A 25248-nucleotide genomic window follows, 5' to 3' on the forward strand; every position below is an offset into this window, starting at 1 on the left:
AGCTGGGCATACAGGGGGACGTCGTGCAGACCGAAGAGGGGTACAGCCACGCGCTCGGCAACCGCCAGGTGCAGATGATCGCGATCGGCGGCGCGATCGGCGTCGGGCTGTTCCTCGGGGCCGGCGGACGGCTGCACGCGGCCGGCCCGGCCCTGGTGCTGTCGTACGCGGTCGCCGGGCTCGCGGCGTTCTTCGTGATGCGGGCCCTCGGCGAACTGGTGCTCTACCGACCGACCTCGGGCTCGTTCGTGGAGTACGCCGCGGACTTCGTCGGACCGTGGGCGGCCTTCGCCAGCGGCTGGATGTACTGGGTCAACTGGGCGTTCACCGGCATCGCCGAACTGACCGCGATCTCCATCTACGTGAGCATGTGGGCGCCGCAGTTCCCCCGGTGGCTCACCGCGCTGATCGCGCTGGCGTTCGTGCTGACCGTCAACCTGCTGTCGGTACGGCTCTTCGGCGAGCTGGAGTTCTGGTTCGCCCTGCTCAAGGTGCTGGCCATCTGCGCGTTCCTGGTGATCGGGCTGGTGCTGGTGATCTTCGGGCTGGACCTGGGCGGGAACAGCGCGGGGATCGCGAACCTCACCGCCCACGACGGCTTCTTCCCCAACGGGTTCCCCGTGGTGCTGATGAGCCTCCAGTCGGTGATCTTCGCCTACTCCTCGATCGAGGTGGTGGGCATCGCGGCGGGCGAGACGAAGGACCCCAGGAAGGTCATGCCCAAGGCGATCAACAGCGTGATCTGGCGGATCGCGTTCTTCTACGTCGGCTCGGTCCTGCTGCTGGGCATGGTCCTGCCGTGGACCGCCTACGGCCCCGACCAGTCCCCGTTCGTGACGGTCTTCGCCGCGCTCGGCGCCCCCTGGGCGGCCGACGCCATGAACCTGGTCGTCATCACCGCGGCCATGTCGTCGTGCAACTCCGGCCTCTACTCCACCGGCAGGATCCTGCGCGCCATGGCCCGAAAGGGCGAGGCCCCCGCCTTCGCCGGGCAGCTCAGCTCCCGCCACGTCCCCTACGGGGGCATCCTCATCACCGCGACCGTGTTCGTCGCCGGGGTCGTCCTCTACTACTTCGTCCCGGAGCGCGCCTTCAACATCGCCACCGCCATCGCCTCCCTCGGCGTGGTCACCACCTGGGGGACCCTGGTCTTCTGCCAGATCCGGCTGCGCCGCGCCGCCGAGCGGGGCCTGCTCGAACGTCCGCCCTTCCGGATGCCGGGCTCGCCGTACACCGGCTGGCTGACCCTGGGCTTCCTCGCCCTGGTGGTGCTGCTCATGCCGTTCGCCGACGCCGACCAGCGCATCGCCTTCTTCTGCATCCCCCTGCTGGTGGTCGTCATCGTGGCCGGCTGGCGGATCGTCGGCTCCCGGCGCCACGTCGAGGCGCCGGAGCTGCCGAAGGTGCCGGGAGTGCCGGGAGTGCCCGTTGACTGAACGCGCCGGGCGCGGTCACAGCGGGGAGGTCCGGGGCACCGTCACGGTCCCCGGACCACCGCGGGCGGGAGGTCAGGCCTGACCTCCCGCCCGCCGCTCCTCCGCCAGGTGGAGCCCCGCCTCGATGACGGCGTTCATGATGGCGGCGAGCCGTTCCTCACCGAGGGTGGGGGCACGGCGCGCCATCTCGGCGACCAGACGGCGTTCCCGGTCCATGTCGCGGCCGGCGAAGCCGCCGACGGGCTTGAGACGCTGGACGACGCCGGCGAGCTCGGCACGGCGCTCCAGGAGGACGGCGAGGGCGGCGTCGACCCGGTCGATGGCGCCCCGGGCGGCGAGGACGGAGCCGGGCGCCTCGGGGCGGGTGAGCGCCCCGACGACCTTCACGGCCTCCTGGGCGGCGAGGGCGGCCTGCTCGCCCGCGCCCGGGGCCAGGAGAAGACCGTCGGCTCCGGCGGCGATCGCGGCGGCGGCCAGCGCCGGATCCGCTCCGAGGTCGGCCAGGACGGGGCGGCCCGACCGCTCCCGGGCGGCCCGCATCAGGGTCAGGTCGAGGGTCACCCCCGCCAGGTGCGTACGGCTGCCGCTCTCGCAGAGCAGGATCCGGTCGTTGCCCTCGGCCACGCAGTAGTCGGCGATGGCCAGCCACTCCTCCAGGGTCGCCGCCGGACCGCGCTGGACGAGCACCGGCAGGCCCAGCCGGGCGACCGCGCGGACCAGCTGGAAGTCCTGCATCCAGGCCGCGCCGACCACCACACCGTCGGCGTGCTCGGCGACCTCCGGCAGATCGCCCGCGGAGAACGGCTCCACCAGGACCGGCCCGGCCCAGCCGGTGCGGACCGCCGCCACGGCCCCGGCCGCGCTCACCCGTCCGTGATGGTCGCGCAGGCTGATCCAGCGGGCGTCCGCGCCCGGTCCGCCGATCACCACGGCCGGTCCGGTTCCCACCGCGAGTGTTCCCAGGTTCACGGCTCCGCGCTCCAGCTCTGCGGTCGACAACGACATCTCGGCTCCCCATGCTCAGCCGGCGCACCCTCCGCGAGCCGGCGAATCGTAAGAAACAAAAAAGGCAGAGACGTGGTCTCTGCCTGGTGCCGGCTCCGGATGGTCGCTACATCACGCTGTCACGACCGGCCCTCCCGGAACCGGCTCGATAAACGCGAAATAGCAAGTCACGGAATCGACGATATGCCATCTCCCGATCAGGCGCCACCCGTTGGACAATGGGTCTCGAATTGTGGACACTCGGGTTCCGCGGAAGTCGATCGTCGTTCTCGGCCTATGAGAGTATTCGGGGGTTTAGAAAGGGGTAGGTGCGGTTGATGGCCGAAGCACAGTCTTCTGAGGGACGTCGCATTGCCGCCCGCTACCACCTGCGCGAGCCCATCGGCCGAGGTGGCATGGGCATCGTCTGGCGGGCGCACGACGAGCTCCTCGACCGTGAGGTCGCGGTCAAAGAGGTCCGCTACGCCGACATGCTCGGCGAGGACAGCCAGGAAGACTTCAACCGGCGCACCAAGCGCGAGGCGCGTGCCGCCGGGCGGCTGACGCACCCGAACGTGGTCGTCGTCCATGACGTGATCGAGGAGGACGGGCGTCCCTGGATCGTCATGCAGTTGGTGGAGTCCCGGTCGCTCGGCAAGGTCATCCGGCAGGACGGGCCGCTGCCGCCGGAGCGGGTGGCGGAGATCGGGCTCCGGGTGCTCGACGCCCTGCGCGCCGCGCACGCCCAGGGTGTGCTGCACCGGGACGTCAAGCCGGAGAACGTGCTGCTGGCCGATGACGGCCGGGTGGTGCTCACCGACTTCGGCATCGCGACGCTGGAGACCGAGACCGCGCTGACCATGACCGGCATCGCGGGCACGCCCGCGTTCATCCCGCCGGAGCGGATCAAGGGCGGCAGCGCGCAGCGCGAGTCGGACCTGTGGTCCCTCGGCGCGACGCTGTACGCGGCCGTGGAGGGCAAGCCGCCGCACGATCGGGGCGGAGCGCTGCCGACCATGCACGCCGTGCTGAACGACGAACCCGAGCCCCCGGTCCACGCGGGCCGCGTGCTGACCACGGTCCTCGACGGGCTGCTGCGCAAGGACCCGGACCGGCGGATGTCCTACGACGAGGCGGCGCGGCTGCTGCGCGAGGTGGCCGAGGGCGGCAGGCAGCGGCCCGCCAGAGCGGCCAAGCCCGCCAAGACGACCGTCATGCCCGCCGTGGGCACCTCGCCGACCGACGAGACCGACCCCGGCATCCAGTACGGGGCGGAGGGCTTCCCCGCGACCGGGGTGAAGCTGGAGCCGGCCCCGCCCCCTCCCGCCGCACCGGCACGACGGCCGGAGCCGCAGAAGCCCGCCGCCGTACGGCAGAAGCCCACTTCCCCGCTCGCGGAGGCGCCCAAGGCTCCCGTGGAGACGCCCAAGGCGGCCGGAGAGGCGCCCAAGGCCGGACGCGCCCCCTTCCCCCCGGTCCGGCGAGAACCCGTCCCCCGCCCCAGACCCGAGCCGGTCGCGCCGCCTCGGCCCGCCCCCGCTCCCGCCCCGGCGGCGCGGGATTTCGATCCCGGTGGAGACCGGGTCGCCGCGCCGGCGGCGGGATACCACTCCACCTCGCCGACGGTGACCTCGCAAGGGCCCCGGTCCTCCGTGAAACGGGGCCTGCTGGTGGTCGTACCCGCGGTTCTGGTCGTCGGGGCGATAGCGGGATGGCTCGGGATGCGCAGCCGCGAGACTGACACCGGGTCGGCGCCGCGCCCGAGCGGATCGGCCGGATCAGCCGGGACGGCCCAGACGACCTCGAACGCCACCCCGTCCACGTCCACCTCGCCGACCTCCGATCCCAGTCCCACTCCCAGTCCCAGTCCCACCAAGACGGAGGAGAAGTCGGCGCTCCCCAAGGGCTGGCACATGCACAAGGACAGCAACGACTTCTCGATCGGCCTGCCCAAGGGATGGAACGTGGATCGGCGGCCGGGCAAGCAGGTCTGGTTCCGCGGACCCGACCGGACGAGCTTCGTGTTCGTGGAGTACGTCGACAAGGCGGGGCCCGACCCGAAGCAGGACTGGTACGACGGGGAGCGGGCCAGCCGGGGCAACTTCCCCGGCTACAAGCGGGTCCGGATCGAGAATGTCGACTACATGGAGAAGGCCGCCGACTGGGTGTTCACCTGGAACACCAGTTCGGGCAGGGCCCGGGTGATCAACCGGGGGTTCGTCACCAAGGGCGGCCGGGGATACGCGATCTACTGGCACACCCTGGAGAAGGACTGGAAGAAGAACTTCCCGCTCTTCGAGGGGTTCACCCAGACCTTCTCCTCGAAAAAGTGAAGTCCGCCCCAACCGGCTACGATTCGTGCGTTTGGGGAGGGGCGGAAGAATGTCCGAACGGAAGGTGGCGGGCCGTTACCGCCTGCTTGAGCCCATCGGCGAGGGCGGGATGGGCGTCGTCTGGCGGGCCCATGACGAGCTTCTCGACCGGGTGGTGGCGGTCAAGGAGGTCCGTTACCACGGGGTCGACGAGGCCGCACGCGCCGACCTGAACCGGCGGACGATCCGGGAGGCCAGGACCGCCGGACGGCTCGACCATCCATCCGTGATCATCATGCACGACGTGGTCGAGGAGGAGGGGCGGCCCTGGATCGTCATGCAGATGGTCCGGTCACGCTCGCTGGGCCAGGTCGTCCGCGAGGACGGGCCGCTGGCGCCCGAGCAGGTGGCCTCGGTCGGACTGCAGGTGCTGGGCGCCCTGCTGGCCGCGCACGCCGCCGGGGTGCTGCACCGGGACGTCAAGCCGGAGAACGTGCTGCTGGCCCATGACGGCCGGGTGGTGCTCACCGACTTCGGGATCGCCTCGATGGCGCAGGAGACGGGGATCACCCGGACCGGCGGGATGGTCGGCACCCCGGCCTTCCTCCCCCCGGAACGGCTCCACGGGCTGGCCGCCACCCCCGAGTCCGACCTGTGGTCTCTCGGCGCGACGCTGTACGCGGCGCTGGAGGGCCGGCCTCCGTTCGAGCGGGCCACGGCGGCGGCGACCATGATGGCCGTCCTGCACGGCGAGGTCGCCCCCCTGGCGCACACCGGTCCCCTGACCGACGCGGTCCTCGGCCTGATGACCAAGGACCCCGCCACCCGGATGACCGCCGAGCACGCCATGGCTCTGCTCGGCCGCGCGGCCGCGGGCGGCTCCCCCGGGCACCGGAACCCCATCGGCGCGCCGCCGCCTTCGACGCCCCGCCACACCGGCTCCCCGTACGGCGCGGATCGGCCGTACACCGAGCAGACCTCCCCGCGGACCGGGGAGGCGCCGGGCGGGTGGCAGGCGGGGCACGGTGGGCGGTCACTCCCCACCGTCGACCCGGCGCGGCCGTCCTACCCGAGCGGCCCCGCCCCCGCCGGGCAGTCCTCCCCCGACCCGGTCCGGCCGCCCCACCTCGGCCCCACCCACGTCGGACCGCCCTACCAGGACCCGGCGCGACCGGAACGGTGGCCGCACCAGGGCCGGCCCACCGAGACCGACCCGTCCGCTCCCCCGGCGCGGCGGCCGAGAGCGGAGCGGATGGCGCTCGCGGCCGGGGCGTCCCTGCTCGCGATGGCGGCCGGGGCCGGGGCGTGGCTGGTCCTCCACGACCGGGGCGGCCAGGACGACCCGGTGGCCGTCTCGTCGACGGCCGGCACGGCGGTCCCCGGCGAGACGACCGCCTCCACCGAACCCTCCGTGACCCCCCGCGTGACCGCCACCGCGACCCCGTCCCGCCGGCCGTCTCCGGCGGTCCCCGCAAACTGGCGGCTGCACCGGGACCCGCTGGGCTTCACCGTCGCGGTGCCCAAGGGCTGGGCGGTCAAGCGGTTCTCCGACCGCGACCGGGTCGAGTTCCGGGCTCCGGGCCGGAACGGCTTCCTGTGGATCGAGTCGACCGAGGACCCCGAGACGGACCCGGTCAAGCACTGGGAGAAGGTGGAGCGGGGCGGGCTGGCCAAGAAGATCTGGCCGGGCTACGAGCGGTTCGGCATCACCCCGCTGAGATACCGCGGGCTCCCGGCCGCGGACTGGGAGTTCACCTACCTGAAGGACAAGGTCAGGGTGCGCGTCCTGGACCGGGGCTTCCGCACGTCCACCGGCCGCCCGTACGCGATCTACTGGGAGAGCCCGGACGACGGCCGAGCGAACAGGGTGTTCTTCGACGGTTTCACGGCGACCTTCCGGCCATGAGCGGGCGGGAGGCCGCGCACTTCTGGCGCAGCCCGGGGCTGCCGGGGGTGGATCTGCTGAAGGCCAGATACGTGACCCACCGGTTCTCCCGGCACGCGCACAGCGGCTACGCGATCGGGGTGATCCTGTCCGGGGTCGAGGAGTTCGACTACCGGGGCGCCCGGCACCGGGCGGGCGGCGGGAGCCTGGTGCTGGTCGATCCCGAGGAGGCGCACACCGGCCAGGCGGGGGAGCCCGGCGGCTGGGCCTACCGGATGCTGTACCCGTCGATCGAGATCATGGGAGACATCGCCGCCGAACTCCTGGCCGGGCGCGGCACCCCCTATTTCCCCGAGGCCGTCGTGTTCCACCCGCACAGCGCCGCGCTGCTGCGGGCCGCGCACGCCGCCACCGAACACGGCGACGACCTCGCCTCGTCCACGCTGGCCCGCACGGCCTTCGGCGTCCTGCTGCGGCACCACGCCGCCCGCCGCCCGGCGGGCGCCCGGCCCTCGGCGGGCGGTCACGCGGTACGGCGGGCACGGGAGATCCTGCACGAACGCCTCGTCGACCCGCCCACCCTGGAGGAGTTGGCGCAGGCCGTACAGGTGCGGCCGTTCGCGCTGATCCGGGCCTTCAAAGCCGCGACGGGCCTGCCGCCGCACGCCTACCTGACCACGCTCCGGGTCCGGCGGGCCCGGGGGCTGCTCGACTCCGGCACGCCCGCCGCGCAGGTCGCCGCAGAGCTGGGATTCACCGACCAGGCCCATCTGACCAGGCACTTCAAGCGGATCATCGGCGTGCCACCCGCCGCCTACCAACGTGCAGGAACGTACAAGCCAGGACTCCACGACCGGACATAACCTCGTTGTCATGGATTCAACCACTCGTTCCTCGGCAGTCAGGGACGGACTGGGCGTGGGGATCGCCGTGGGACTGTCCGGGGTGGCGTTCGGCGCCGCCGCGGTCACCGCGGGGCTGAGCGTCGCGCAGGCGTGCGTGCTGAGCCTGTTCGCCTTCACCGGAGCTTCGCAGTTCGCCATGGTGGGGGTCGTCGCGGGCGGCGGCAGCCTGGTCGCGGGCACGGCGGGTGCGCTGCTGCTCGGGGTCCGCAACGGCCTGTACGGACTGCGCATGTCCGATCTGCTGGGGGCCCGGGGCTGGCGCAGGCTCCCGACGGCCCACGGCGTGATCGACGAGACGACGGCGGTGGCCCTGGCGCAGCCCGACACCCGGTCGGCCAGGACCGGGTTCCTCGTCACGTTCGTCAGTCTCTATCTGATCTGGAACGCCACCACCCTGCTCGGCGCGGTGGGCACCTCCCAGGTGGCCGACCCCGCCGTGTTCGGCCTTGACGTGGTGGGCCCGGCGACGTTCCTGGCCATCCTCTGGCCCCGGCTGACCGCCGGCGGCGCCGAGAGCCGCACGCTGCGGCTGATCGCCGCCGGCGGCGCGGTGACGGCGCTGGCCGCGACCCCGTTCGCCCCGCCGGGCGTACCCGTGCTGATCGCGGCGGTGGCCGTGCTCGCCGTGATCCTGAGGAGCCCGAAATGACCGTCTGGTGGGCCATCATCGTGACCTGCGCGGGCTGCTACGCCCTGAAGCTCGCCGGGCTGTCGGCCCCGCGCCGGATGCTCGACCATCCGACGGTGCAGCGCTTCGCCGCCCTGGTCCCGGTGGCACTGCTCGCCGCACTGATCGCGGTGCAGACCTTCGCCCAGGGCCAGTCGCTCCACTTCGACCTGCCGCGCACCGCCGGACTCGGGGCCGCCGTGGTCGCCCTGCTGCTGCGCGCGCCCTTCCTGGTGGTGCTCGCGTCGGCGGCCATCGCCACGGCCGCGCTACGCTGGTTCACCGCTTGATCGGTGGCGGTGGGCCCGTCCGGTGCCCGCCGCCACGTCGTTCCATCGATAATTTTTCTGTCATGCCACGACAACATTGTCCATATGGTGTGACTTGTACGGATTGTCCACGTCAAACACGGGTAGGCGAAGTCCCATGTCCGACTCTCAGGGGATCATCGGCGCCCGCTACCGGCTGCTGGAACGCATCGGCCGCGGAGGCATGGGCACCGTCTGGCGAGCACGGGACGAGGTGCTCGGCAGGGACGTGGCGGTCAAGGAGGTCATCCCCTCTCCCGACCTGACCGACCCTGAACGCGAGGTGTTCACCGTACGGACGCTGCGGGAGGCCCGCGCCGCCGGGCGGATCGGGCACCCGGGTGTCGCGACGGTCTACGACGTGTTCGAGGAGGACGGCCGCCCGTGGATCGTGATGCAGCTCGTGGACTCCCGGACGCTCGGGGCCGTGGTCCGGGAGGACGGTCCGCTGCCGCCCGCACGGGTGGCGCAGATCGGGTTCGAGGTGCTCGTGGCACTGCTCGCCGCGCACCGGGCGGGCGTACTGCACCGTGACGTGAAGCCCGACAACGTGCTGCTCGCCAAGGACGGGCGGGCCGTGCTGACGGACTTCGGCATCGCGGTGCTCGAAGGCGACTCGTCGGTGACCAGGACCGGCGCCCTGATCGGGACCCCGGCCTTCATCGCGCCGGAACGGGCGAGCGGCGGCCCGGCGGAGTTCGCCTCCGACCTGTGGTCGCTGGGCGTGACGCTCTACATGGCGGTGGAGGGACGTTCCCCCTTCGAGCGCGCCCACCCGCTGGCGACGCTCAGCGCGGTCATGCACCAGGAGCCGGCCCCGTTGAAGTTCGCCGGGCCACTGGGGCCGGTGATCTACGGCCTGCTCCGCAAGGACCCCGCGCAGCGGATGTCGGCCCAGGAGGTGCAGATCCACCTGCGGGCGGTCGTGAACGGGACCGAACCGCAGCCCACCGCGCCGTTCCAGCTACCGGTCCAGACGGCCGTCGCGGCGGCCGAGCCACCCCCTGCGTTCGCGGCTGCGGCAACCGCGGCGGACACCGCCGTGGCCCCCGCCGTGACACGGCGCAGGCGGCCGGCCGTCGCGGCCCTGGTGGCCACCGTGATCGCGGTCGTCCTGACCTCGGGTGCGGCGGCCTGGGTGACCCTCAACTCCCCCACCGAGCCGTCCTCGAAGCCTCCCACCTCGGCGAGCGTACCGGCCGAGGACGACACTCAGGAGAAGAAGACCCAGCAGGCGCAGCTGCCCACGGAGAAGAAGGAGCCCACCTCGCCGGCCAGGACCGGCGACGAGGGCCGGTACCGGCCCTCCACCCCACCCGTCCCGGAGCGGCCCCACAAGAGCCCGGAACCGTCGCGCAGCCCGTCCTCGTCCTCGTCGAGCGACCCGACGGAGCAGCCCCCGAAGGACGACCCCGGCAAGAAGCCTCCGAAGGACGACTCCGGCGAGAAGCCGCAGGACGACCCGGCCCCCGACGAGGGTGCGGATGAGAGTGCGGACCAGGGGCCCGGCACCTCCGGAGACGACGTCACCCAGGACCGGGGACAGGCTCCGGACGACTCCCTGACCGAGCAGGCCGCCGCCCTCCACGACTGAACGAGCGCCTCAGGACAGGCCGACGGCTGAGGGGTGCCGCCCCGCGCGTACGGGTGGCCGCTATGACTCGTTGCCGACGACCTTCAGGGCATGGGCCAGGTCGTCGGGGTAGTCGGTGACGAAGGAGACCCACTCGCCCGTCGCGGGATGCTCGAAGGCCAGGGAGACCGCGTGCAGCCACTGCCGCGACATGCCCAGCCGCGCGGCCAGCGTGGGATCCGCGCCGTACATCATGTCGCCGACACACGGGTGGCGCAGCGCCGACATGTGCACCCGGATCTGGTGGGTCCGGCCGGTCTCCAGCTTGATGTCCAGCAGCGACGCCGCACGGAACGCCTCGATCGTGTCGTAGTGGGTCACCGACTCCTTGCCTCCGGCCACGACCGCGAACCGGCCGTCTCCGGAAGGGTGCCGGTCGATCGGCGCGTCGACGGTACCGCGCAGCGGATCGGGGTGGCCCTGGACCAGCGCGTGGTAGCGCTTCTCGACCGTGCGCTCCTTGAAGGCCCGCTTGAGATGCGAGTAGGCGTGCTCGCTCTTGGCCACGACCATCGCGCCGGTGGTGTTGGCGTCCAGGCGGTGCACGATCCCCTGGCGCTCCGCGGCGCCGCTCGTCGCCACCCGGTGCCCGGTGCCGAGCAGCCCGCCGATCACGGTGGGCCCGGTCCAGCCGGTGGTGGGATGGGCGGCCACCCCGATGGGCTTGTTGACGACCACGATGTCGTCGTCCTCATAAATGATCTTCATGCCGGGGACGGGCTCCGCCACCGGCATCGGCGCGGTGGGCGGCGGCGGCAGACTGACCTCCAGCCACGCGCCGGCGTGGACCCGGTCGGACTTGGCGGCGGGCGAGCCGTCCACCAGCACGTCGCCGGAGACGATCAGCTCGGCCGCACGGGTGCGCGACAGGCCGAACAGCCGGGACAGGGCGGCGTCGAGGCGCTCGCCCTCCAGCCCCTCGGGGACCGGGAGACTCCGCTGTTCAGCCATCGCTCTTCTTCTCTCCCATGTCGCGCGTGCCGTCGATCTGGTAGCCCCGCCAGGCGAGGAAGACGGCCAGGATCCCACCGCAGACGATCGCCGAGTCGGCGACGTTGAAGACCGGGAAGTGTCCCGGGAAGGTCTCGATGAAGTCGACCACATGCCCCTGGAACGGCGACGGCCGGCCGAAGCCCGCGGGCCAGCGGAGGATTCGGTCGGTCAGGTTTCCGAACGCCCCGCCGAGCATCAGGCCGAGTGTGACCGCCCACGGCAGACTGCGCAGCTGACGCGCGGTACGCAGAATCGCGATCACCACTCCGGCCGCGACGAACGTGAAGACGATCGTCATGCCGGTGCCGATGCTGAACGCGGCCCCGGAGTTGAAGATGACCCGGAACTGGAGCAGTCCGGGGATGACGACAAACGGCTCCCTGTCTTCGAGCGTCCTCAACACGACCGTCTTGGTGACCAGGTCGAGTATGTAGACGATCGGGGCGATCGCCGCCAGCACGGCGATCCGCCGCACCCCGGACGGGGCGGCGGCCGCCCCGTCCACGACGTCGCCGGTCAGCGGCGCTCCTCCCGCTGCTTGCAGGCCACGCACAGCGTCGCCCTCGGGAACGCCTGAAGGCGCTCCTTGCCGATCGGCTTGTGGCACGATTCGCACACTCCGTAGGTTCCCGCGTCGATCCGGGCGATCGCCCGCTCGTTCTGCGCGACCAGGTCGCGTGAATTCAGGGTAAGGGCGATCTCGCGTTCCCGTTCATACGTACGGGCCCCGGCATCGGCCTGGTCGTCCCCCGCCCCGTCGGCCACGTCACTTGAGGCGATCTCGGTCTCGGCCTTGTTGATCTCCCGGTTCAGCTCCTGGATCTCCGTGGCCAGTTGCTCGCGGACCTCCGCGAGCTCCTCGGCCGACCAGGTGACGACGGTACTGTCCTCCGACGGCGCTACCGCGCTCCCGTCTGCGCGTACAGTCGCGGCCATGTCGGCCTCCTTGCTCGATCGGACCGTATCCCATGCGGTAAACGGTGCGGGCAGCCTAGGTCCCTCATAACAGAACGGCAAACGACCCGCCGCGATGTTTACCACTCCCGTAACATCCGGCCCCGCTCCCCCGATTCCCCCGCGCGGTTCATACCGGGAAGCTTTGAGCAGGCCGGTGCGTTATCGTGTGAGTTCGCAAGGCGTTGATGGGGACAGCCACCTCCGAACCCCCTCGCACGAGCGACCCGGGGACGGTGTGAGCCCGGGGCGAGGCCCGGAGGGAGAATCACCCCGGAGCCGCCGGAAGAACGGTTCCCGCAACCCAGTAGACCCGGCAGCGACCAAAAGAAGAGGGCCTTCCCACCGGAAGGTCAAGGAGGGTGGTACCGCGGGGCCGTCATGGCTTCGTCCCTCCACGCCACTGCCAGCACCAGCGTGGAGGTCCCGCCCGTCATGTCCGCCTATTTCCGTTCTCTTCCCGCGCAGGTCGACCTGCCCGCGCTTGAACACGAGGTGCTCGACCGCTGGCGGGACGGCAAGGTCTTCGAGCGCTCGGTCGAGCAGAACGCCGGCGGCCCCAACTGGGTCTTCTACGAGGGCCCGCCCACCGCCAACGGCATGCCCGGGGTGCACCACGTCGAGGCCCGCGTCTTCAAGGACCTCTTTCCCCGCTACAAGTCGATGCAGGGCTACAACGTGCCCCGCAAGGCGGGCTGGGACTGCCACGGCCTGCCCGTCGAGGTCGCCGTCGAGAAGGAGCTCGGCCTCTCCGGCAAGAAGGACATCGAGGCGTACGGCGTCGCCGAGTTCAACGACAAGTGCCGCGCGTCGGTGCTGCGGCACGTGGACGCCTTCGAGGACATGACCGAGCGGATGGGCTACTGGATCGACCTGTCGGCGGCCTACCGCACGATGGACCCGGCCTACGTGGAGTCCGTCTGGTGGTCGCTCAAGGTCGTCTTCGACAAGGACCTGCTGTTCCGCGACTTCCGGATCACCCCCTACTGCCCGCGCTGCGGCACCGGCCTGTCCGACCACGAGCTCGGCCAGCCGGGCGGCTACGAGACCGTCTCCAGCCCGTCGGTCTACGTCCGCATGCCCGCCACCTCGGGTCCGCTGGCCGATCTCGGCGCCTCGCTGCTGATCTGGACCACCACACCCTGGACCCTGGTCTCCAACACCGCGGTGGCCGTCCACCCCGACGTGACCTACGTCGCGGCGCGCCCCGCGGGATCCGACGAGGTGCTGGTGGTGGCCGAGCCGCTGCTGGTCTCCGCGCTGGGCGAGGACGCCGAGGTGCTGGCCACCTTCCAGGGCGCGGACCTGGAGCACACCACCTACTCCCGCCCCTTCGACCTGATCGACATCCCCGGCGCGCACTACGTGGTGCTCGGCTACTACGTCACCACCGAGGACGGCACCGGACTGGTCCACCAGGCCCCCGCCTTCGGCGCCGACGACCTGACCACCTGCAAGCGGTACGGCCTGCCGGTGGTCAACCCGATCGGTCCCGACGGGCGCTTCCTCGACGGCGTCCCGCAGGTCGGCGGGCAGTTCTTCAAGGAGGCCGACGAGGGCCTCACCGAGGACCTTCAGGCCCGCGGCCTGCTCTACCGGGGCGGCCACTTCGAGCACAGCTATCCGCACTGCTGGCGCTGCCACACCGCGCTGCTCTACTACGCGCTCCCCGCCTGGTACATCCGTACCACGGCGATCAAGGAGCAGCTCCTCGCCGAGAACGAGCAGACCAACTGGTACCCCGAGACGATCAAGTGGGGCCGCTTCGGCGAATGGCTGCGCAACAACGTCGACTGGTCGCTGTCGCGGTCGCGTTACTGGGGCACGCCGCTGCCGTTGTGGATCTGCTCCGCCGACGATTCACACGTCACCTGCGTCGGCTCGCTGGAGGAGCTGGGCCGGCTGTCGGGCCAGGACGTGTCCGCGCTCGACCCGCACCGCCCCTACGTGGACGACGTCACACTGCCCTGCCCCACCTGCGGGGCCGAGGCGCGCCGGGTGCCGGACGTGATCGACGCCTGGTACGACTCGGGCTCGATGCCGTTCGCCCAGTGGGGCGCGCCGTACCAGAACCCCGACATGCTCGAGACGGCCTACCCCGCGCAGTTCATCTGCGAGGCCACCGACCAGACGCGTGGCTGGTTCTACTCGCTGATGGCGGTCGGCACGCTGGTCTTCGGCAGGTCCTCGTACGAGAACGTGCTCTGCCTCGGCCTGATCCTCGCCGAGGACGGCCGCAAGATGAGCAAGCACCTGGGCAACGTACTGGAGCCGATCGCGCTGATGGACCAGAACGGCGCCGACGCGCTGCGCTGGTACATGGCCTGCGCCGGTTCGCCGTGGGCGGCCCGCAGGGTGGGGCACGGCGCACTGGAGGAGATCGTCCGCAAGGTCCTGCTGACCTACTGGAACACCGCGTCCTTCTTCACGCTCTACGCCAACGCCGAGTCGTGGTCGCCGTCCATGCTCGCCGAGGCCCCCCCGCACGCCGAGCGCCCGCTGATCGACCGCTGGGCCCTGGCCGAGCTGCACCGGACGGTGGCCGAGGTCACCGCCTCGCTGGACGAGTTCGACACCGCCCGGGTCGGACGACGGCTGGCGGAGTTCCTCGACGACCTGTCCAACTGGTACGTGCGGCGCTCCCGCCGCCGGTTCTGGTCCGGTGACGCCGCAGCCTTCGCCACCCTGTACGAGTGCCTGGAGACCGTCACCCGGCTGATGTCGCCGGTGGTGCCGTTCATCACCGACTACGTCTGGGACGTGCTCCGCGACACCGGCAGCCCCTCCTCGGTCCACCTGGCCACCTGGCCCTCCGTGGCCGAGGACCTGCTGAACCCCGCGCTCTCGGAGCAGATGGCGCTGGTCCGCCGCCTGGTGGAGCTGGGCCGCTCGGCCCGCGCCTCCAGCGGGGTCAAGACCCGCCAGCCGCTCGGCCGCGCGCTGGTCGGCGCTCGCGGCTGGGCCTCGCTCTCTCCGGAGCTGCGTGAGCTGATCGCCGACGAGCTCAACGTGCAGGGTCTGGAGGACCTGTCGGGGATGGGGGCCGATCTGGTCTCCTTCACGGTCAAGCCCAACTTCCGGGCGCTGGGCAAGAGGTTCGGCTCGCAGACCAAGCTGGTCGCCGCGGCCGTCAACGCCGCCGACGCCGGAGCACTCGCCCGCACCCTCCGCGCGGGAGCGGCGGTCTCGGTGGACGCCGGCGAGCTGGGGACGGTCGAGCTGAGCGGCGAGGAAGTGATCGTCACCGAGCAGCCGAAGTCCGGCTGGGCCGTGGAGACCGGGGCCATCGGCACCGGCACCGGCGAGACGGTCGCCCTCGACCTGACCATCACCGACGACCTGCGCCGCTCCGGCCTGCTCCGCGACGTCATCCGGCTGCTCCAGGAGGCCCGCAAGTCGACCGGCCTGTCCATCACCGACCGGATCGACGTGTGGTGGTCCACCGGCGATGGCGACCTGGCCGAGGCGCTGCGCACCCAGGGCGGCACGGTCGCCGCCGAGATCCTCGCCGTCTCCCTCAACGAGGGCGCCACCGACGATCTCCCCAGCCGGCACGACGCCGACCTCGGTCTGACCTTCCAGCTCCGCCGTACCGTCTGACCTCGAACAGCGGTCCCCTCTTCCCGAGGGGACCGACATGCACCTGTGTGAAGGGCCCCGGGAGGAGATCCTCCCGGGGCCCTTCACGCGGGTGTGGCCGGTCCGGCGTGACGTCCGTACGTCCGTGCCCCGGCGGGTGTGCTCAGCGGCCGTTCTGGCAGACCGAGCAACCGGTCAGGCCCGACTCCTCGGCCTCGGCCCGGGACATGGTCTCGATGCCGTCGTCGTCCGTGCCCCTGATGAGCGGGCAGGCGGAGCTGTGGAAGCGGCGGGTGCCGACGATGACCTTGACCGTTTCCGGGCTGCCGGGTTTCGGCCCGTCCTGGATGACCGGGATTCCGTGCGGAGCGGTATCGGTGTCCTCGTCGTTCTCGTCGACGGCCTCCTCGGGGGCGCCGGCCTTCCGGCCGTCCGTGGAGGGCGTGGAGGGCTCCGTCTCCTCCGAGGTGGAGTCGGCCGACACCGGCTGCCCGGCGCGCCCGGGTGCGGTCTCAGCCGGCTCCACCGGCTCGGGGGTGCTGTCCGGCTCCGCGGACACGGGCTCGCCGAGGGAGTCCTGCTCCTCGGCGGACGGCTTCCGCCCGGCGGGGCCGGGCCGGGCACCGGATCCGGAGGGCGCGGCCGGGGCCCCGTCCTCGGCTTCGGCTTCGGCTTCGGCGGGCTCCGATTCCACCGGAGCGCCGGATCCGACAGGGCTGCTCTCGGCCTCGGCGGACCCCGATCCGACCGAGCCACCGGACCCGACAGAGATCTCGGCTTCGGCGGACTCCGGTCCCACCGGGCCACCGGATCCGACAGGGCTGCTCTCGGCCTCGGCGGACCCCGATTCCACCGGACCACCGGACCGGTCGGGAACCTCGGCCTCGGCGGGACCGGAGGGGACGGATTCTTCCGGCTCAGCCGAAACCTGGTCCTCGGAATCCCCGGAAGGGCCGGAGCCCGGTGTCTCCGAGGCGGCGGCGACGGACTCGACCATGTCGCGGCTGAACCAGCTGGTCGCCGCGGAGTCGTCGGGGGTCTGCGGTGGGGAGGCCGGGTCGGACTCCGCTGCCGGCCGGTCGGCGGGCCTGCTTGCGCGCAGCGGCGGATCGGCCTGCTCCCGGGACTGTACCGGCTCCTGAGCGGCCGGAGCGCCCTGGCCCCGGGGACGGACCCCGGCGGTCTCCTGCGGGCTGGAGGAGGTGACAGGCCCGTACGGCGGGCTGAAGCGGGCAGTGGGTCCGGCGGCGGCCTCGCGGGCGGCGGTGGAGGTGCCGGACTCCTGAGACGACGTCAGGGGCGCGGCCGGCTCCTGCGTCTTGTAGGAGGCGTCCTGGGGCCGGCTCCCGCCGGTGAACTCGGGCAGGCACGTGGTGCAGGGCGTGAAGCCCTCCTCCCGCGCCTCCTCGTGAGTCAGCTCCTCATGATCCCTGCTGTCCAGCTGCCTGCATCCGGCGACGTGGTACCGCTTGCGCCCGGGGATCACCAGAACGATCGCCTTGGCACCCAGGAGTCCCCGCCGCGCGGCGGGAGCCCGCCCGGCCGCCGGACTCATCCGGGGCTGGGGCGTGGCCGTCTGCCGCATGCCCTGCGACGCCATCGCGTGCGGGGCCGAGGAGACGTGCTGGTCCGGAACCATGCGCGGCACGGGCGTCGGTCCGGCCGGAACCGGTCCCCCCTGCGGGGGCGGAGCCTGTCCGGCGTGCCCACCGCTGGGGAACAGCTCATGGCGGCGCAACAACGCCCCGATCACCAGGAAGACCGCGGACAGCACGCTGACCGCGATCGACCACATGACCAGAAAGGCTTGGCCCAGCAAAAATCCCGCGATGAGCAGGACGATGGCCGTGACCACCAAACCAGCGCTGATAAGGATCACAGAGGAACTCCCGGATACGGGTCAGAGGGAATGACCCGACACCTTAGCGGCGGTCGTTGTGCGGACCGTCAACGCCCTGGAAGGCACCCGAATGCTGCGACGGCTCACCGCCGAACGGGTTGGGGGCATTCTGGATCGGCTGCTGGCCGCCCTGAGGCACGGAGTGGGACATGGCCGGGGGTCCGCCCACCATGGGGAACCCGCCGCTGCCCTCGGCAGCCACGTTCAGCTCGGCGAGCTGGTTCTCCAGGTAGAGCTTCAGACGGCTGCGGTACTCGCGCTCGAAACTGCGGAGCTCCTCGACCTTGCGCTCAAGCTCGTCACGGGTCTGCACCAGCGAGCCCATGGCCTGACGGTGCCGTTCCTGGGCATCGCGTTCCAGCGTCTCCGCGCGGGCACGGGCGTCACCGATGACCTGCTCAGCCTGACGACGTGCCTTGCCGAGGATGTCGTCGGCCTCGCGACGCGCCCGGGTCACCGTCTCGTCCGCCTCCCGGCGGGCGTCGGCGATCGCCTGGTCGGCCGTCTGCTGGGCCAGCGCGAGCACGCGGGCCGCGGTGTCCATGTTGTCCTCAGCCGGGGGCATCCCCATGCCGACGGGAACAGACTGCTGGTGCTGAACCGGCTCGGGGGCCCGCATGGGCTCCGGCTGCGGCATCATCATCTCGGGCTTGGGCTCGGCGACGGGGGCCGGGGCCATGGCCATCCCCATCCCGCCGGGCACCTTGCCCCGGAGGCACTCCGCCAGTTTGGCGCGGAGCTCCTCGTTCTCCTGAATGAGGCGGTCCAGTTCGGACTCCACCTCATCAAGGAAGGCGTCTACCTCTTCCTCGTCGTAACCCGGCCTGAGCCGAGTCGTACTGAATTGCTTGTTCCGCACATCAGCGGGCGTCAGCGGCATTTCGGTCTCCTTGGCGCGCTTGGAGTCTGTCCGGAGGGACGGTACCCGATCAACGAAGCGCGGACACGAGTTGGATCAAGACCAAGACCACAATGAACAGCACTGTGAAGCTTAGGTCAAAGGCCACCGTACCTAACCGGAGTGGTGGAATGAAACGGCGGAGGAACTTGAGAGGTGGATCGGTCACCGTGTACACGGCTTCCGCCAGAACGAGGACGGGCCCGGTGGGCCGCCACTGACGCGCGAACGCCTGCACCGTCTCAAAGATCATCCTGCCGATCAGCAGCACCAGGTAGAGGGACAGGACGATGACCAAGATCTCGCTAACGATCCCCACGGTCTGTCCCCGCCTCCACTCTGCTCCGCCAACCCCGGTCTTGTCGGGACCTGTCCGGCCAGTCACTGTTCATGGTGGAACTCTAGCTCTGGTTGAAGAACCCGCGTTCCGCGATTCGGGCCTTGTCCTCGGCGGTCACCTCGACATTGGCAGGGGACAACAGGAACACCTTGTTGGTAACACGTTCAATGCTGCCATGTAGGCCAAAGACAAGACCTGCCGCGAAATCGACAAGCCGCTTAGCGTCACTGTCAACCATTTCGGTCAGATTCATGATGACCGGGGTCCCGTCGCGGAAGTGCTCACCGATTGTCCGCGCCTCGTTGTAGGTGCGGGGATGAAGTGTCGTGATACGCGCCAGATCGGTCGTACGACGCTCTATGACAGCCGTCGCGGGCCTGGGGGCGGGCACACCGGGATCGGTGTCGTCATCGCGGTCGTGGACCGTGCCAGGCCGCTCGTCGCCAACCCGCCGCGAGTCGTCGAAGTCGTCGTACTCGTCGTCGGGATAGCTGTCGTATCTCTCATAGCGGTCATCCTCCACAAGACCGAGGTAGACCGCCATCTTGCGCATCGCGCCGGCCATCGCTACTTCTTCCTCCGCCTTACTCCGATTTGCCCGGGGCGGTAGCCGCACCCCCTTGGAGCTCACCACCGATCGACCTCTATCTGGATACGCGGACGCCAAGGTCCACTTGAAGGGACATTACCTGACTAAGGGCTTCCTGCGACCGAGCAACGCCGTACCGACACGTAGGTGTGTCGCGCCATTCGCAATAGCCTCGGACATATCGCCGCTCATACCCGCCGAGATGACGTCGGCGCCCGGGTGGGCGTCCCGTACGGCCTGCGCGATCTCCCGAAGCTCCGCGAAGGCCCTGGCCGGCTCTCCGCCCAGGGGCGCCACCGCCATCACCCCGCCCAAACGCAGCCCCGGAGCGGCGGCGAGGGCCTCCGCCAGCGCGGGCACGTCCTGCGGCCGTGCCCCGCCCCGTCCGGGATCGCCGTCCAGAGCGACCTGCACCAGGCAGCCGAGCTCCCTGCCCGCCCGGACCGCCTCCTGGCTGAGTGCGGCCACCAGGCGCGGACGGTCCACCGAGTGGACGACGTCGGCATAGCCGACCACGGAGCGGGCCTTGTTGGTCTGCAACTGGCCGATGAAGTGCCAGGTGAGACCGAGCCCGGCGCAGTCACGCGCCTTGGCCGCGGCCTCCTGGTCGCGGTTCTCCCCCACGTTCGTCACCCCCAGCGCGGCCAGAAGACGCACGTCAGAGGCGGGGTAGGTCTTGCTCACCGCGACGAGCGTCAGCTCGTCGCGGGCACGGCCGGCGGCCCGGCAGGCTTCGGCGATCTCCGCCTCGACCTGGGCCAGACCGGCCGCGATCTCATCACGTCGTGTTGCTTCCGTCACATCTCCGCCGTTCAATTACCGACAAACCGGCGGAATCCATCTTCCCTGTCTCTGCCGAGTGATCCGTCGTTCACCTGGCCGTGAGCAATGTCACTTCAGAAAGTCGGGAACGTCGAGCTCCTCCTCCTGCTCCTCGAAGATCACCGGGCGCCGTCGGGCGGGGTCGGAGAGCCTCGCGGAGATGGGGGTGGGCTGCGACGGCTCGGGAGCCGGGCGCGGGATGGACACCGGCGGAGCCGGCGGCTCGTCCACGCGGGACTGCTCAGCCTGCTCGGCGGAGTGATGCGCCGGCGGCTGGACAGGGTGGATCTGCTGTGCGGCGGGCGTGATCGACGCCTCCGCCGGCGCGGGCGGGGGGCCGGCGACCGGCCGGGCCGGCGACGGCGGCTGTTCGGGCCTCGGCTCGGGCCGGGGCTCTGCCTTCACCGTGGGCGGTCCCGGACGCGTCGGCGGGGTCGCGGGGGCCGGACGCGGCACCGACTGCTGACGGGCGGCCGGCTGCGGTGCGGCGGCCTTGGTCTCCGCGACCGGCTCGTCGAACCCCGCCGCGATCACCGTGACGCGTACCTCGTCACCGAGGGCGTCGTCGATGACCGTACCGAAGATGATGTTGGCATCCGGCGCCGCCGCGTTGGAGACGAGCTGGGCCGCCTCGTTGATCTCGAACAGTCCGAGGTCGGAGCCGCCGGCGATCGAGAGCAGCACGCCGTGCGCACCGTCGATGCTGGCCTCCAGCAATGGGCTGGAGACGGCCATCTCGGCCGCCGCGACCGACCGGTCGTCGCCGCGTGCGTGGCCGATGCCCATGAGCGCCGACCCGGCACCGGACATGACCGATTTCACATCGGCGAAGTCGAGGTTGATCAGACCCGGCGTGGTGATGAGATCGGTGATGCCCTGGACACCGGAGAGCAGCACCTGGTCGGCCGCCTTGAAGGCGTCAAGCACGCTCACCTGCCGGTCGGAGATCGACAGCAGCCGGTCGTTCGGGATCACGATGAGGGTGTCGACCTCCTCACGGAGGGTCTCGATGCCCGCCTCGGCCTGCATCGCCCTTCGCCGGCCCTCGAAGCTGAAGGGCCGGGTGACCACGCCGATGGTCAGTGCGCCCAGCGAACGTGCGATGTTGGCCACCACCGGGGCGCCGCCGGTGCCCGTGCCACCTCCCTCTCCGGCGGTGACGAACACCATGTCGGCGCCCTTGATGACCTCTTCGATCTCCTCGCGGTGGTCCTCGGCCGCCTTCCGCCCGACTTCGGGGTTGGCCCCCGCGCCGAGGCCGCGGGTGAGCTCACGCCCGACATCGAGCTTGACGTCGGCGTCACTCATCAGCAGCGCCTGAGCGTCGGTATTGATGGCGATGAACTCGACGCCCTTGAGTCCCTCCTCGATCATCCGGTTGACGGCGTTGACTCCGCCTCCGCCGATTCCTACAACCTTGATGACCGCGAGGTAGTTCTGCGGTGCTGCCACGACGAGGGGCCTTTCCGCTCGTTTACTTGCAATTTCATGCGGCACGGGGCCCGTGCCGTCGCTTCCAAAACTCTCACCCTCAAGTTGAGATTTAGATTTATGTCAACCTGAGGAGTGATACGGACAGTAGGAGTTACGCTCCAGGCGGGTCAACTAACCGCGCCGCAAGCACGCCCGGCGTGTCGCAGGCCGTCCTTTTCGGCGAACGCGCGGGCCGACCGGGATCACTTCACCGTCACGACGTCAGGCGAGCTCACGTCATAGGTGTCGGCCGGACGTTTCAGCAGCGTAACGAGGATCTTCGCCTTGTCCGCCGCCCGGTCCCGGCCGCCCCACATGACCGTGCGGCCGTCCTTCAGACGCAGCGAGACGGTTTCGGACGTGGGGGCGAGCACCTCCGCGATCCGCGGGACCAGATCATCCGGCAGTGCCTCCATGACGGCCAGCGCCGCACCGGTCGCGGGATCGCCGGGCTGTGCGCGGTCCGCGCGCAACACCGGAAGCGTCGCGGGCGCGACATCTCTGACCTCGGTCATCACACCGTGCCGGTCCATGAGGGCGAACCGGGTGCCGACCGGTACCACCGCGATCGGCTCACGCTCCACCACCTCCACCACCAGTGTGCCGGGCCAGCCGCGGCTGACCGTCACCGACTGGATCTGCCGGATCTTCATGATCCGCTCCTCGACCTCGGGCACGTCCACGGTGGCCAGGGGCCTGCCCTCGGGCACTCCCGTCGCCTGCTGGATCCGCTGGGCGGGAATGCCGAGGTTCCCCCGCACCTGGATGTCGCGCACCCCGAGCACGGAGGAGAAGAAGACCAGCCAGGCGGCGATTCCCACCACCCCCACGGTGAGCAGGGCCAGGAAGGCCGACCTCCACATCCCGTTCACCGTCTCACCTCGTCCGGCGGCCCGGGCTCCGGCGTCCCGCACCCCCTGCCGCGGCTCACCTGGCGGCCAGCGCCGCCACGATGCGGGGGCCCAGCTCGGTCACGTCACCCGCCCCCATGGTGAGCACGATGTCACCGGGCCTGGCCCGGTCCGCCACCAGGTCGGGGACCGCGTCGCGCTGCGGCGCGTAGGTCACCTGACCGGACGGCAGGGAGACCTTGCCCGCCACCAGCGCCCCGGAGACACCCGGTTCGGGATCCTCGCGGGCGCCGTAGACGTCCAGCACGATGACCTCGTCCGCCAGGCCGAGGGCCGTCGCGAACTCGTCGGCGAAGAATCTCGTCCGGGAGTAGAGGTGCGGCTGGAAGACCGCGACGACCCTGCCGGAGCCGGAGAAGGACGCCACCACGTCCCGCGCCGCGCGCAGGTCCGCGGCCAGCTCGGTCGGGTGGTGGGCGTAGCTGTCGAAGACCGCCACCCCGCCGGCCTCGCCCTTGGCCTCGAAGCGGCGCTTGGCACCGGTGAAGGCGGCCAGGCCGTCGCGTATCTCGTCGAAGGACACCCCCAGCTCCATCGCCACCGCGATGACCGCGGTGGCGTTGAGCGCGTTGTGACGGCCGGGGACGGCCAGCCTGACCTCTCCGCGGCCGTCGACCGCGAAGGAGATGCCCAGACCGTCGGGGACGATCCCGCTCACCCGGAAGTCGGCGTCCTCGGTCTCACCGTACGTGATCACCTTCAGGCCCCGTGCACGGGCGATGGGGATCAGCGCGGCCGAACCCGGATCGTCCACACAGATCACCATGGAGGTGCCGACCCGCTCGACGAACCGGGCGAAGCTGTCGTAGACCGCGCGCGGCTCACCGTAGTTGTCCAGGTGGTCCGGCTCCACGTTGGTCACCACGGCGATGTCCGGCGCCAGCATGAGGAAGGAGCCGTCGCTCTCGTCGGCCTCGGCGACGAACACCCCGCCCGCCCCCTCGTCGGCCCCCAGGCCGGTGGTCACGAGCTGACCTCCGACGCAGTAGGACGGATCGACGCCGCACTTCTGCAGCGCCACCGTGAGCATCGAGGTCGTGGTGGTCTTGCCATGGGTCCCGGCCAGGGCGACGCCGGTACGGCCCGCCATGACCGAGGCGAGCGCGGCGGCCCTGGGGATGACCCGCAGCCCCTGGCTGAGCGCCTCACCCAGCTCGGGATTGGAGTCGCGGATCGCGGTGGAGACCACCACCGTGTCGACGTTCTTGATGTGCGAGGCGGCGTGGCCGATGTGGACCCGGCCACCCAGCTCCCGCAGCTCGGTCACCATGTCCGAGCCGCGTGCGTCACTGCCGGAGACCGGCACGCCCCGCTTGAGCAGGATGCGGGCGATGCCGGACATGCCGGCGCCGCCGATCCCGATGAAGTGGACACGCCCGAGCTCCTCGGCCGCGACCGGATCCACCAACTTGACCAGACTCATCGGCCGCTCACCCCTCCTCATTGGCCACGCGGACGGCCTCGTCCCTCGGCAGGCCGCCGTGCTCACCGCATCGGGCTCGCTCCCCGCTCATCGGTCGCTCGCCCCTCCTCGTCCGCCACGCGGACGACCTCGTTCCTCGCTCGGCCATCAGGCCCTCCCCCCCGACGCGATCTGCAACACCCTACGGGCGAGCGTCACGTCGGCGTCCTTCCGGCCCATCCTGGAGGCGGCCTCCGACATGGTGACCACCCGCTCGGGATCGGACAGGATGGGCAGCACGTTCTGGATGATCCACTCCGGTGTCAGGTCGGCGTCGTCGATCATGAGGCCGCCACCGGCCTGCACGATCGGCTCGGCGTTGAGCCGCTGCTCGCCGTTGCCGTGCGGCAGCGGGATGAAGGCGGCGGGCAGCCCCACCGCGGTCAGCTCGGCGCACGTCATGGCGCCGCTGCGGCACAGGGCGAAGTCCGCCGCGGCGTAGGCCAGATCCATCCGGTCGACGTACTGCAGCGCGACGTACTGCGGGTCACCGGGCGGCGGCTCCTCCGCCAGCGTGTTCTTCGGCCCGATGACGTGCAGGACCTGCACCCCTGCCCGGCGCAGCGCCGGACCGGCGGCCAGCGCCGCCTGGTTGAGCGACCGCGCGCCCTGGGAGCCCCCGGTGACCAGCAACGTGGGCAGATCGGCCTCCAGGCCGAACCAGGAACGCGCCTTGTCTCCCATGGAGAGCCTGTCCAGCGTGACGATCTCGCGGCGGAGCGGGATGCCCACGTGTTCGGCGCGGTTCAGTGGCGTGTTCTGGTGGCCGGTGAACACGTGGTCGGTGAGCCGCGCACCCAGCCGGTTGGCCAGACCCGGCCGCGGGTTGGCCTCGTGCACCACGATCGGCACCCCTCGCCGCCGCGCCGCCAGGTAGGCGGGGGTCGCCACATAGCCGCCGAACCCGACCAGCACGTCGGCCTGGACCCGCTCCATGATGCCGGCGGCGGCGCTGATGGCGCCCGCCAGCCGTCCGGGCACGGTCAGCAGCTGGGGTGTGATCGCCCGGGGCAGTGGCACCGCGGGCACAAGTTGCAGGTCGTAACCGCGGGCCGGCACCAGCCGCGTCTCCAGGCCGCGCTCCGTGCCAAGGCATGTGATCCCGATGTCGGGGACCAGTCGGCGGAGCGCGTCGGCTAGGGCCAACGCCGGCTCGATGTGACCGGCCGTCCCGCCGCCGGCGAGGACCACCCTCAT

The 25248-nt window shown here is 71.1% G+C and carries 21 protein-coding genes; 8 read left to right on the top strand and 13 right to left on the bottom strand.

The window, feature by feature from the left end:
- Positions 1-23: 23 nt before the first annotated feature.
- A complete protein-coding gene (locus OHA77_RS07010; protein ID WP_406316929.1) occupies positions 24-1436 on the top strand; it encodes an amino acid permease in 1413 nt (470 codons plus the stop codon).
- 72 nt (positions 1437-1508) lie between these two features.
- Here the strand turns inward: OHA77_RS07010 and OHA77_RS07015 are convergent, their stop codons facing one another.
- Complete coding sequence (locus tag OHA77_RS07015) at positions 1509-2441, bottom strand: chorismate mutase (protein WP_406316931.1); 933 nt, start codon at positions 2439-2441, stop codon at positions 1509-1511.
- A 317-nt stretch (positions 2442-2758) separates the two neighbouring features.
- On the opposite strand from OHA77_RS07015, the gene OHA77_RS07020 reads away from it, so the two are divergent.
- The 6 genes from OHA77_RS07020 to OHA77_RS07045 all read left to right on the top strand — a co-directional run bounded on the left by OHA77_RS07020 (position 2759) and on the right by OHA77_RS07045 (position 10091).
- A complete protein-coding gene (locus OHA77_RS07020) occupies positions 2759-4753 on the top strand; it encodes a serine/threonine-protein kinase (protein WP_406316932.1) in 1995 nt (664 codons plus the stop codon).
- Between the two features lie 49 nt (positions 4754-4802).
- A complete protein-coding gene (locus tag OHA77_RS07025; RefSeq protein ID WP_406316934.1) occupies positions 4803-6638 on the top strand; it encodes a protein kinase domain-containing protein in 1836 nt (611 codons plus the stop codon).
- Entirely contained in the window at positions 6635-7480 is an 846-nt protein-coding gene (locus tag OHA77_RS07030) for an AraC family ligand binding domain-containing protein (RefSeq protein WP_406316935.1), read from the top strand. The genes OHA77_RS07025 and OHA77_RS07030 overlap by 4 nt, the downstream gene beginning before the upstream one ends.
- A gap of 10 nt (positions 7481-7490) precedes the next feature.
- Positions 7491-8171 (top strand): AzlC family ABC transporter permease, encoded by a 681-nt coding sequence (locus OHA77_RS07035; RefSeq protein WP_406316936.1) that lies wholly within the window; start codon positions 7491-7493, stop codon positions 8169-8171.
- Positions 8168-8479, top strand: a complete 312-nt coding sequence (locus tag OHA77_RS07040; RefSeq protein WP_326821469.1) for an AzlD domain-containing protein — start codon at positions 8168-8170, stop codon at positions 8477-8479. The genes OHA77_RS07035 and OHA77_RS07040 overlap by 4 nt, the downstream gene beginning before the upstream one ends.
- A 136-nt stretch (positions 8480-8615) precedes the next feature.
- Positions 8616-10091 (top strand): protein kinase domain-containing protein, encoded by a 1476-nt coding sequence (locus OHA77_RS07045; protein ID WP_406316938.1) that lies wholly within the window; start codon positions 8616-8618, stop codon positions 10089-10091.
- Between the two features lie 60 nt (positions 10092-10151).
- Here OHA77_RS07045 and OHA77_RS07050 read toward each other — a convergent pair whose 3' ends face one another.
- The 3 genes from OHA77_RS07050 to OHA77_RS07060 are packed head-to-tail and all read right to left on the bottom strand — an operon-like array spanning position 10152 to position 12059.
- Positions 10152-11081 (bottom strand): RluA family pseudouridine synthase, encoded by a 930-nt coding sequence (locus tag OHA77_RS07050; RefSeq protein WP_326821467.1) that lies wholly within the window; start codon positions 11079-11081, stop codon positions 10152-10154.
- Positions 11074-11676: a signal peptidase II gene (locus OHA77_RS07055; protein ID WP_326821466.1), complete on the bottom strand. Its 603-nt coding sequence runs from the start codon at positions 11674-11676 to the stop codon at positions 11074-11076. Before OHA77_RS07055 ends, OHA77_RS07050 begins: the two co-directional genes overlap by 8 nt.
- Positions 11640-12059: a TraR/DksA family transcriptional regulator gene (locus tag OHA77_RS07060; RefSeq protein ID WP_406316941.1), complete on the bottom strand. Its 420-nt coding sequence runs from the start codon at positions 12057-12059 to the stop codon at positions 11640-11642. The genes OHA77_RS07055 and OHA77_RS07060 overlap by 37 nt, the downstream gene beginning before the upstream one ends.
- Before the next feature lie 453 nt (positions 12060-12512).
- Between OHA77_RS07060 and ileS the strand changes: the two genes are divergently transcribed.
- On the top strand, positions 12513-15677 hold the full coding sequence (gene ileS, locus OHA77_RS07065) for an isoleucine--tRNA ligase (RefSeq protein WP_406319785.1): 3165 nt from the start codon (positions 12513-12515) through the stop codon (positions 15675-15677).
- A 142-nt stretch (positions 15678-15819) separates the two neighbouring features.
- Here the strand turns inward: ileS and OHA77_RS07070 are convergent, their stop codons facing one another.
- From OHA77_RS07070 to murG, 9 genes are all read right to left on the bottom strand, one after another.
- On the bottom strand, positions 15820-17514 hold the full coding sequence (locus OHA77_RS07070; RefSeq protein ID WP_406316942.1) for a hypothetical protein: 1695 nt from the start codon (positions 17512-17514) through the stop codon (positions 15820-15822).
- Positions 17515-17578: 64 nt separating this feature from the next.
- The gene (locus tag OHA77_RS07075) at positions 17579-18436 is read right to left on the bottom strand and encodes a DivIVA domain-containing protein (protein WP_326821453.1); all 858 of its coding nucleotides are present in this window, start codon (positions 18434-18436) and stop codon (positions 17579-17581) included.
- Positions 18437-18485: 49 nt separating this feature from the next.
- Positions 18486-18773: a YggT family protein gene (locus OHA77_RS07080; protein ID WP_326821452.1), complete on the bottom strand. Its 288-nt coding sequence runs from the start codon at positions 18771-18773 to the stop codon at positions 18486-18488.
- Positions 18774-18855: 82 nt separating this feature from the next.
- A complete protein-coding gene (locus OHA77_RS07085; protein ID WP_326821451.1) occupies positions 18856-19359 on the bottom strand; it encodes a cell division protein SepF in 504 nt (167 codons plus the stop codon).
- A gap of 120 nt (positions 19360-19479) precedes the next feature.
- Positions 19480-20184, bottom strand: coding sequence for a YggS family pyridoxal phosphate-dependent enzyme (locus tag OHA77_RS07090; protein ID WP_406316944.1), 705 nt, complete (start codon positions 20182-20184; stop codon positions 19480-19482).
- Positions 20185-20274: 90 nt separating this feature from the next.
- On the bottom strand, positions 20275-21657 hold the full coding sequence (gene ftsZ, locus OHA77_RS07095; protein ID WP_406316946.1) for a cell division protein FtsZ: 1383 nt from the start codon (positions 21655-21657) through the stop codon (positions 20275-20277).
- A 224-nt stretch (positions 21658-21881) separates the two neighbouring features.
- Positions 21882-22541, bottom strand: a complete 660-nt coding sequence (locus OHA77_RS07100) for a cell division protein FtsQ/DivIB (protein WP_406319787.1) — start codon at positions 22539-22541, stop codon at positions 21882-21884.
- A 64-nt stretch (positions 22542-22605) separates the two neighbouring features.
- Complete coding sequence (gene murC, locus OHA77_RS07105) at positions 22606-24012, bottom strand: UDP-N-acetylmuramate--L-alanine ligase (protein WP_406316948.1); 1407 nt, start codon at positions 24010-24012, stop codon at positions 22606-22608.
- A gap of 147 nt (positions 24013-24159) precedes the next feature.
- The gene (gene murG, locus OHA77_RS07110) at positions 24160-25248 is read right to left on the bottom strand and encodes an undecaprenyldiphospho-muramoylpentapeptide beta-N-acetylglucosaminyltransferase (protein WP_406316950.1); all 1089 of its coding nucleotides are present in this window, start codon (positions 25246-25248) and stop codon (positions 24160-24162) included.

This window comes from Streptosporangium sp. NBC_01639 (assembly GCF_045209755.1).
Taxonomy (GTDB): Bacteria; Actinomycetota; Actinomycetes; order Streptosporangiales; family Streptosporangiaceae; genus Streptosporangium.